Source organism: Rhizobacter sp. P1_G5 (genome assembly GCF_056405435.1).
In genome coordinates, this window is record NZ_JBFUCB010000251.1 from 1 (window position 1) to 8,012 (window position 8,012).

General features: G+C 70.1%; 9 protein-coding genes. All 9 read right to left on the bottom strand.

All coding sequences use genetic code 11. The annotated features are described in order from the left end of the window. Window positions 1-640 (bottom strand): ABC transporter permease (locus AC1D12_RS17690; protein ID WP_477841891.1); only part of this gene is annotated, 640 nt, incomplete at its 3' end. Further along, window positions 637-1,434 carry an ABC transporter permease subunit gene (locus tag AC1D12_RS17695; RefSeq protein WP_477825650.1) on the bottom strand — a complete coding sequence of 266 codons (798 nt, stop codon included), beginning with the start codon at window positions 1,432-1,434 and terminating at the stop codon, window positions 637-639. The genes AC1D12_RS17690 and AC1D12_RS17695, both read right to left, overlap by 4 nt. Further along, window positions 1,431-2,438 (bottom strand): ABC transporter substrate-binding protein, encoded by a 1,008-nt coding sequence (locus tag AC1D12_RS17700; protein ID WP_477841893.1) that lies wholly within the window; start codon window positions 2,436-2,438, stop codon window positions 1,431-1,433. The genes AC1D12_RS17695 and AC1D12_RS17700 overlap by 4 nt, the downstream gene beginning before the upstream one ends. Before the next feature lie 32 nt (window positions 2,439-2,470). After that, window positions 2,471-3,472, bottom strand: a complete 1,002-nt coding sequence (locus AC1D12_RS17705; RefSeq protein WP_477825652.1) for a substrate-binding domain-containing protein — start codon at window positions 3,470-3,472, stop codon at window positions 2,471-2,473. A 97-nt stretch (window positions 3,473-3,569) separates the two neighbouring features. After that, window positions 3,570-4,565: a nicotinate-nucleotide--dimethylbenzimidazole phosphoribosyltransferase gene (locus tag AC1D12_RS17710; RefSeq protein WP_465113472.1), complete on the bottom strand. Its 996-nt coding sequence runs from the start codon at window positions 4,563-4,565 to the stop codon at window positions 3,570-3,572. 49 nt (window positions 4,566-4,614) lie between these two features. Then, complete coding sequence (locus AC1D12_RS17715) at window positions 4,615-5,544, bottom strand: hypothetical protein (protein WP_477841895.1); 930 nt, start codon at window positions 5,542-5,544, stop codon at window positions 4,615-4,617. Between the two features lie 16 nt (window positions 5,545-5,560). Continuing rightward, the gene (locus tag AC1D12_RS17720) at window positions 5,561-6,256 is read right to left on the bottom strand and encodes a hypothetical protein (RefSeq protein WP_477841897.1); all 696 of its coding nucleotides are present in this window, start codon (window positions 6,254-6,256) and stop codon (window positions 5,561-5,563) included. Window positions 6,257-6,287: 31 nt separating this feature from the next. Next, entirely contained in the window at window positions 6,288-7,517 is a 1,230-nt protein-coding gene (locus AC1D12_RS17725; protein WP_477841899.1) for a hypothetical protein, read from the bottom strand. 107 nt (window positions 7,518-7,624) lie between these two features. After that, on the bottom strand, window positions 7,625-8,012 hold a 388-nt coding region (locus tag AC1D12_RS17730; protein ID WP_477841901.1), incomplete at its 5' end, for a glycoside hydrolase family 5 protein.

Below are 8,012 nucleotides of genomic sequence, written 5' to 3' on the forward strand. Positions count from 1 at the left end.
GCGTGTGCAGCATCCAGGTGAGGTTGAACTCGCCCATCGACAGCGTGAACACCATCAGGCAGCCGGCGACGATGGACGGGGCGACAGCAGGCAGCAGCACGCCGAGGAAGCGCTGCGCGAAGCCCGCGCCCAGCGAGCGGGCCRCTTCGTCGAGCGAGGCCAGCTCATCGCGCCGGAAGGCCGCTGCCACGGTGCGCACCATGAAGGGCAGCGTGAAGATGACGTGCCCGACCAGCACGAAGGCGAAGCTCTGGCGAAAGCCGCGCAGCTCGCCATACGCCAGGATCAGCGCCAGCGCGGTGGCCAGCCCCGGCACCGCGACGGGCAGCGTGATGAGCTCCTCGAAGGCGCGGGCCGCCCGCGAGCGGCTGCCGGCCAGCGCCCAGGCGCACGGCACGCCGGCCGCCAGCGTGCAGGCCACGCAGGCGAGGGCGAGCAGCACCGAGCGCCACGCGGTCGAGCCGTACAGCGCCCAGACCTCCAGCAGCCAGCGGGTCGTGAGCCCGCTCGCCAGCCCGGCGCTGAAGTTGTTGACCAGCCCGGCGCCGACCGACAGCAGCATCGGCAGCACGGTAAAGACCGTGACGAGGGCGGTGAGGCCCAGCAGCCACGGCGATTCGATTCGCTGTAGCTGCCTCATGCCGCCGCTCCCGCCGGCCGGGCCGCCACGCGCTGCGCCACGAACAGCACGGCCCAGGTCATCAGGCCGAGCGCCAGCGACAGGCTGGCGGCGGTCTTGAAGTTGGCGTAGTTGGTGAACTCGTTGTAGATGGTGATGGGCAGCACCTCGAAGCGGCTGGCCAGCGTGAAGGCGGTGCCGAAGGCGCCCATCGCGGTCGCGAAGATCATCGCGCCGCTGGCCATCGCGGTCGGCGCGAGCGCCGGCAGCCACACGTCCACGGCCACCTGCCAGCGCGATGCGCCGAGCGAGCGCGCCGCTTCTTCCAGCTGCGGCTCCAGCGTCTCGGCCGCGGCGGTGAACGCGGCGACCGCCCTCGGCAGCGAGAAGTACAGGTAGGCGAGGAACAATCCCGCGAAACCGTACGCGAACGTGATGCGCTCGCCGAACAGCGATTCGCTGATCGACGCGACCGGCCCTTGCCGGCCGCCGATCAGGATCACGAAGAAGGCGACCACCACGCCCGGGAACGACAGCGGCAGCGTCAGCACCGACAGCAGCAGGCGCCGTCCGGCGAAGCGCCGGCGCCCGAGGTACAGGCCGACGCCGGCGGCCAGCAGCAGCGCGGCCGCCGTGACCGCGAGCGAGAGTCCGGTGGTCTGCAGCAGGCTGCGCAGGTAGCGCGGCTCGGTGAGCACCGCGGCATAGGCGGCCCAGCCGCCGGCCGCGGGCAGGGCGGCCAGCCGCGCCATCGGCAGCAGCCAGAAGGCCGCGAACAGCGCGACCGCCGGCGCCAGGCAGAACGCAGCGATCACTGGGCTTCGCGCAGGTAGCGTTCGGAGAAGGCCTTCTGCACGTCGGCCATCTTCACGTAGTCGACCGGCTTCGCGCGGGCGTAGTCGGCGGCCGGCAGGAAGCGCGACTGCGCATCCTTCGACATCGCCGAGGCGCGCACCGGGCGCAGGTAGGCGTTGGCCCAGATCGCCTGGCCTTCGTTCGACAGCACGAAGTCGAGCGTCTTGCGGCCGTTGTCGCCGTTCGGGTTGTGCGCGGTGAGGCTCATCACGTAGGGCACGACGACCGAGCCTTCGGCCGGGATCACGAACTCGACGTTGGCCTTGTCCTTGTACTTCGCGCGGTAGGCGTTGAAGTCGTAGTCGAGCAGGATCGCGATCTCGCCCGACAGCACGCGCGAGTACGAGGTCTGCTTCGGCACGATCGGCTCGTTCTTCTGCAGCGCCTTGAAGTACTCGATGCCGGGCGCGAAGTTGTCGAGCGTGYCGCCGCGCGCCTGGTTCACCGCCACCGCACCGACATAGCCGACAAAGGCCGAGGCCGGATCGAGGTAGCCGACCAGGCCCTTGTACTGGGGCTTGAGCAGGTCGGCCCAGCTGCGCGGCACCGGCTTGCCCTTCAGCGCGTCGACGTTGACCATGAACCCGAGCGTGCCGGAGTGGATCGCGAACCAGTGGCCCTCGGGATCCTTCAGGCCGTCGGGGATCTCGGCCCAGGCCGCCGGCTTGTACGCGGCGGTCACGCCTTCCTTCTTGGCCTGGATGCCGAAGGTCACGCCGTAGTAGGCGACGTCGGCCACCGGGTTGGCCTTCTCGGCCACCAGCTGCGAGAGCGTCTGGCCGGAGTTCTTGTTGTCCGGCGGCACCGTGATGCCGGTCTTCTCTTTCAGCGCGCGCAGCTCGCTTGCCCAGTCGGCCCATTCCGGCGGGCAGTTGTAGCAGATGGCCGTCTGCGCGAACGCACCGGCGCTGGCCAGCAGGGCGGCCGCGGCGACGCCGCGAAGGATGAGGCGAAGGGGTTTCATCGGGGTACTCCTTGGGTGGACTTCAGGGGATGTCAGGAAAGGGATGGCATCGGGCCGAGCGACTCGAGGGCGCGCAGTTGGTGGGCCAGCGTCATGCTGTCGGCCGCGCTCGGGAACCCGCCGCGTTCGATGGCGCCGACCAGCCAGCGCACGCACTCGTGGCCGATGCCAGCATTGGGTTGGGCGATCGACGCGAGCGACGGGCTTAGGTCGGCGCCGATGCCGATGCCGTCGAAGCCGACGACGCTGAGGTCCGCCGGCACCGACAGCGCGGCCAGCGCCGCGGCGCGCAGGCAGCGCACCGCCAGCAGGTCGTTCGAGCAGACGATCGCGGTCGGGCGCACCGGCCTGCGCAGGCGCACGGCGAGGGTGTCGGCAGCCGACACGACGAACGGCACCTCGATCAGTTCGGGCCCGGCATCGATCGCGCGCATCGCCTCCTCGTAGCCCCCGAAGCGCTGGCGCGCCCGGTCGGAGGCCGCGAGCGTGCCGCTGAGCATCGCGATGCGGCGGTGGCCGTCGCGCACCAGCCGCTCGACCAGCTCGCGCATCGCGACGCGGCCGTCGACCGAGACGCAGGGGTGGTCGGCATGCCGGTTGTAGGCCAGCACGTAGGGCAGGCCGGCGCGCCGCAGGTGATCGAGCGTCGCCGACCCGGCGGCGTTCGCCACCGTCAGGATGACGCCGTCGACCGCTCGCGCGATCAGGGCCCGCGCGCCGTGCTGCTCACGCTGCTCGTCGTAGTCGGTGGTCGCGGGAAGGATCGAGAAGCCGGCCTCGGCAGCCGCCATCGCGATGCCGGCCAGGCACTCGGCGAAGACCGGGTTGTGCAGCGTCGGCAGCAGCACGCCGAGCGTCCGGCTGCGGCTGGTGCGCAGCGTTCGGGCGCTCAGGTTCGGCACGTAGCCCAGCGCGTCGGCAGCGGCTGCGACGGCCTGGCGCGTGGCGGGCGTCACCAGGTCGGGCGAGTTGAAGGCGCGCGACACGGTGGCGATGGACACGCCCGCTCGTTGGGCGACGGCAATGATGCTCACTCGGGGGACCGGGGCTCGATGTAAAGGTTTTCATTGGAGCCGCGTGTCGTGACGGCCGCATGACTGYGGCGTGACATCCCGTCGTGTTGACAGGCCCCTAGTCGGCCTGTGCCGCTGCACCGAGCAGCTGTTCAGCCGCTTTCAGCAAGGGCCAGGCGAGCACGGCGTTGCAGCTTTCGCTCGTGCACAGCGCTGCATCGAGCAGGGGCTCGGCGCCCAGGATCTGCAACCACCGTGCGTGCCCGTTCGCCGGCGAGCCATGCGAGAAGACACAACACTCCAGAAGTGCCGGTGCCAGCCTGGCGGCAACCGCCACGGCCGCCGTCGTGATGAACCCACCGACGACGATCACGCGGCGCTGTCGCGCCGCCTGGAGCACCGCCCCGACGAGCGCGGCGATCTCCAGGCCCCCCAGGGCTGTCAGGGCTGCCACCGGGCTGGAGATGCCGGCATGCAGATCCAGTGCGCCCTGCAGCACCGCGAACTCCCTCGCCCGACCCGCATTGCCGAAGCCCGTGCATTCGGCGATCGGCACGCCGGTGAGCCGGCTCATCAACAAGGCAGCCGCCTCGTTGCCCATGCCGGTCTCTCCCAGCAGCAACACATTGCCCGGCAGCCGGGTGACCAGGCGGGTACCGCGCGCCATCGCGGCACGGCATTGCCCGACCGTCATGGCGGCACCCCGGCTGCTGTCCAGGGTGCCCCGCGCCATCTTGATCCGGATCAACTGCAGGTGCGGCTCGAAATCGGCGTGCAAGCCGCAGTCGACCACCGTCAACGCCAGGCCGTTGCGGCGCGCGAACATGGACGCGACCGTGTTGCCGGCCAGGAGGTTGCGCACCCGCAGCGTCGCCACATTCGCCTGATAGACCGAAGCCGTCCGCGCCACGATGCCGTGGTCGGCGGCGAAAACCACCAGCTGGGGCTTCTGCAGCTGCGGCCGCGCCGAACCCTGGATCTGCGCCAGCTTCTGGGCCAGCACCCCGACGCCGCCGTGCACACCGCCGGAGCCGGGCACCTGGCCGATGGCATGTCGCACCCGTTCAGCCAATGCGGGGTCGTAGAGGCGCGGGATGTCGTCGGTGGCGATCATGGTGTGTCAAGCCCGTTGACGCTCGCGGCTGGCGCGCGCCACCGGCCTCCTACTTCAGCAACGACAGCGTGCCGACGTTGAAGCTCACCGCGCGGTCCCCCACCGGTTCGGGCGCGTCGGCAATCTCGATGGCGGTGAGGGCCTCCAGCGTCGACTTGACGTCAACGCCTTCGGCACCGCAGTACTGCGGCGCTGCGAACTGCGAAAACTCGATGCGGTACTCCGTGACCTGGGGTTTCACCGGCAGCATCAGGATCGGGTAGCAGCCCCGTTGCTGGACGGCCGGGTCGTTCCCCACGAGGCGCAGGCGCAGCTGTCCCACCGTGTGGCCCGCCAGGAGAACCCGCAACGCCTTGTACTCGGTGGCCACCACCGGTCGCTGCGAGACCAGCACGATCCCGACGCCGGCCCATTGGCTCCCACCGCGGGTGTTGAACTGCCCCGTGATGTTGAGCACGCCGTTGTTGCGAACCGTGATGTCCCCCAGCGTTGCGTCGCCCGGCCTTTCGGCATAGATCAACCCCTCGATGAAGCCGCCCTCCACGGCGGCCGTCGTGCCGTTGAATGCGGTCCAGAGGCGCTCGGCCCCGGCCACCGTCACCGGTGGAGGGGAAACCGGCGTCGCGGTGCTCGCCGGGGCCAGTGCGAGCACCGGAGCAGGCGCGGGCGCGGGTGCCTCGGCCGGCGCCGCGCGGGGCACCTGCGGCTTCGGTGTGGCCGCTGCCGCCGCGGTGCCGCGCCGAGGTGCCGTGACCGCGTGGGCGGGCGCTTCGGCTGCCTCCCGGCGCAGCTTGACCTCGACCCGGCCTGCTTCGAGGATGCGTCGGAACGGGTTCTCGGCCAGCCGCTTCGCCTGGTCATCGGCCTTGTCCGGGCTCGGCATGTTGGCCGGCACCTGGGCCGTCGCCTCGAGGGCCGGCGCAGCCAACGCGGTGGCCAGCCCGCAGGTGAGCAGAGTGATGTGGTTCAGGTGGCGCATGGCTTGCCCTCTCGACTCAGCGAGCCAGTCCGATGGCACCCACGCCGAAGCTCACGGTGCGGTCACGCATCGGCGCCGCGGCTTCGGCCACTTCGATGCCGGTCAGGCTCTCCAGCGTGGGCTTGAGCGCGACACCCTTGGGGCCGCAATAGCCTTCGGGGGCGAAGCGCTCCAGCGCAATCCGGTACTCGGCCACTTCGGGCTTCACGGCTTGCCACACCATCGGGTAGCAGCCGAGCCGCTGCGTGGCCTCGTCCGGTCCGACGAGCCGCACGCGCAAGCGGGTGCTGGTTGCCGAGCTGAGCCGGATCGTCAGGAACCTGTAGTCGCCGGCTTTCACCGGAATCGATCTCGGCGCGCCGATGTTGACCCCCAAACCACCCCACTGGCTGGCGCCCTTGCCGAAGAATTGCCCGGTCACGGCGAGGACATCGCCGTGCACGGCCGGCGGCGATACCAGCGCATCGCCTTGCTTCTCGGAAAAGGCAAAGCTGGTGATCACCCCCCCCTCCGGCGTGCGTGACGGGTTCTTGAACGTCGTCGCCCACAACCGATCGGCCGAGTCGGCCTGCACGTTGGGCGCCGCGGCCTGCGACGCGAGCGGCACGACCAGGGGCTTGGGAGCCGGCTCGGCTTGGGAGCCGGCCCGGAACTGGGCACATGCGCCCAGCAAGGCACACGCCGCAGGGGCGAGGAAGGGGCCGAACTTCATGTCATCTCCTTGTTGGTTGGCTCAGCGCCGATCACTGACCCGACAGCAGGACAGGCTTGCCGATGACCACGGACACCGCATCCAGGCCCGCGCTGCCCTTGAGCTCGCGGATCTGGAACTGCTTGAGCCTGGTCAGGGCCAGCGCGGTGTCAGGACGCGTGGCGCTCGCAGCGGCGCAGTTGGCATCCGGGTTGTTGGCCAGGCTGAACGACGAGAACGGGATCACGCGCGTGGCGGCGGTGCCGCTCAGGCCGGTGACCACGTAGCTCGGGAAGCAGCCGTCATCCACGGCATCGGCCGACTGCAGCATCAGCACGACCTGGCTGTTGCTGGTGGAGGCCAGGTTGATGCTCAACGCGGGCCAGCCGGACACGTCGCTGGTGGCGGTCAGGGGCAGCACGGCCACGGTGGCAGCCCAGGACTCGGTGGCGGAAGTCCGATGGCCGGTCAGCGTGTACGCCGAGGCGCTTTCAGCAAGCGCGTTCCCCGTGGCGCCGGTGCCGTACTCGAACGAGAACGGGCCCGTGATCGACACGGCCGACGTTGCCGGTGCGGCAGGCTTGGGCGCGAAGGCGATGCTGCCCAGGTGGATCCCCACGGTGGCGGAACCGGTGGCCGGGAGGGCCTCGTCCGACACCTCGATGGCCCCGATGTTGGCCAGCGTGCCGGCCAGCGCCGGGTTGGTGGCGGTGGGGCCGGTGCAGAAGTCGGGCAGCTTGAAGTTGGCCTCGGTCAGCGCCAGCTCGTAGTTCGTCTGGGTGGCCGTGACGGTCACGCTGGCCGCCGGCACGCAACCGTTGGGGGTCGAGCCCAGCGCCTTGATCTTGAACTTGAGCGTCTTGTTGGTGCCGGTCGAAGCCAGCGAGAACTGCACCTTGGTCGCGCCGGACTGAACCTGGTTGCGATCGGCATCGCGCAGCGGGACTTCGATGCCCACGCCGCCGAAGGTGCTGCCGCCGGTGTTGCTGAAGCTGCTGCTGACGTTCAGGAGGTTGTTGCTGACACTCAGCACCGGTGCGCTCGGCAAGTCACCCGCCTTCTCGGCATAGGCGAATGCCGAGGCCGTCCGCCCCTGGTCGGTGCTGCCGTCGGCCGCGGTGAACGACGCGACGACCTGCCCATTGATGGTGACCGGCACGGCGGGCGAGGGCGCGGGCACAGAGCCGGTGGGCGGCASGGGGGTGCCGCCGCCGCCGCAGCCTGCAAGCAGGAGGAACAGGGTGGAGAGGGCGGCCAGGCGATGGGAGTTGTCGATGTTCATGGGATCTTCTTTGCTGTGGGGGGTGGGACGATTGCCCGTACGTGGCGGGCGGACGGATCAGCGTTGCGCCGCGACGTGGCGAACGCGGGAAATCAACGTGGAGACGCTCATCGGCCGTACAGGGCGTCTCTCAGGTCGGCACGGAACGCGCCGGCACCCGAGGGGTCGTAGACGCCGAAGCCCGAGGCCAGCTCCCAGTAGTGCCAGCTCATGCCGCGCGCCTCGATCAGGTCGCGCATGGCACGGGAGTAGCGCACCCGCGCGGCACTGTCCGCGGCCGAGAATGACCCGAACTCGCCGACGAAGACCGGGTAGCCGACCTTCGTGCCATAGGCTTTCGCGACGTCCAGGCCCCAGGTCATCTTCGACAGCTGGTCCGCCGTGCAGCAACTCTGCCCGACAGGCAGCGCAGGTGTGACCCACGTGGCCCCCTGGTGAGTGAAGTTGAACGGTTCGTAGTTGTGGACCGTGAGGATCAGGTTGGCGTCGTTGGGC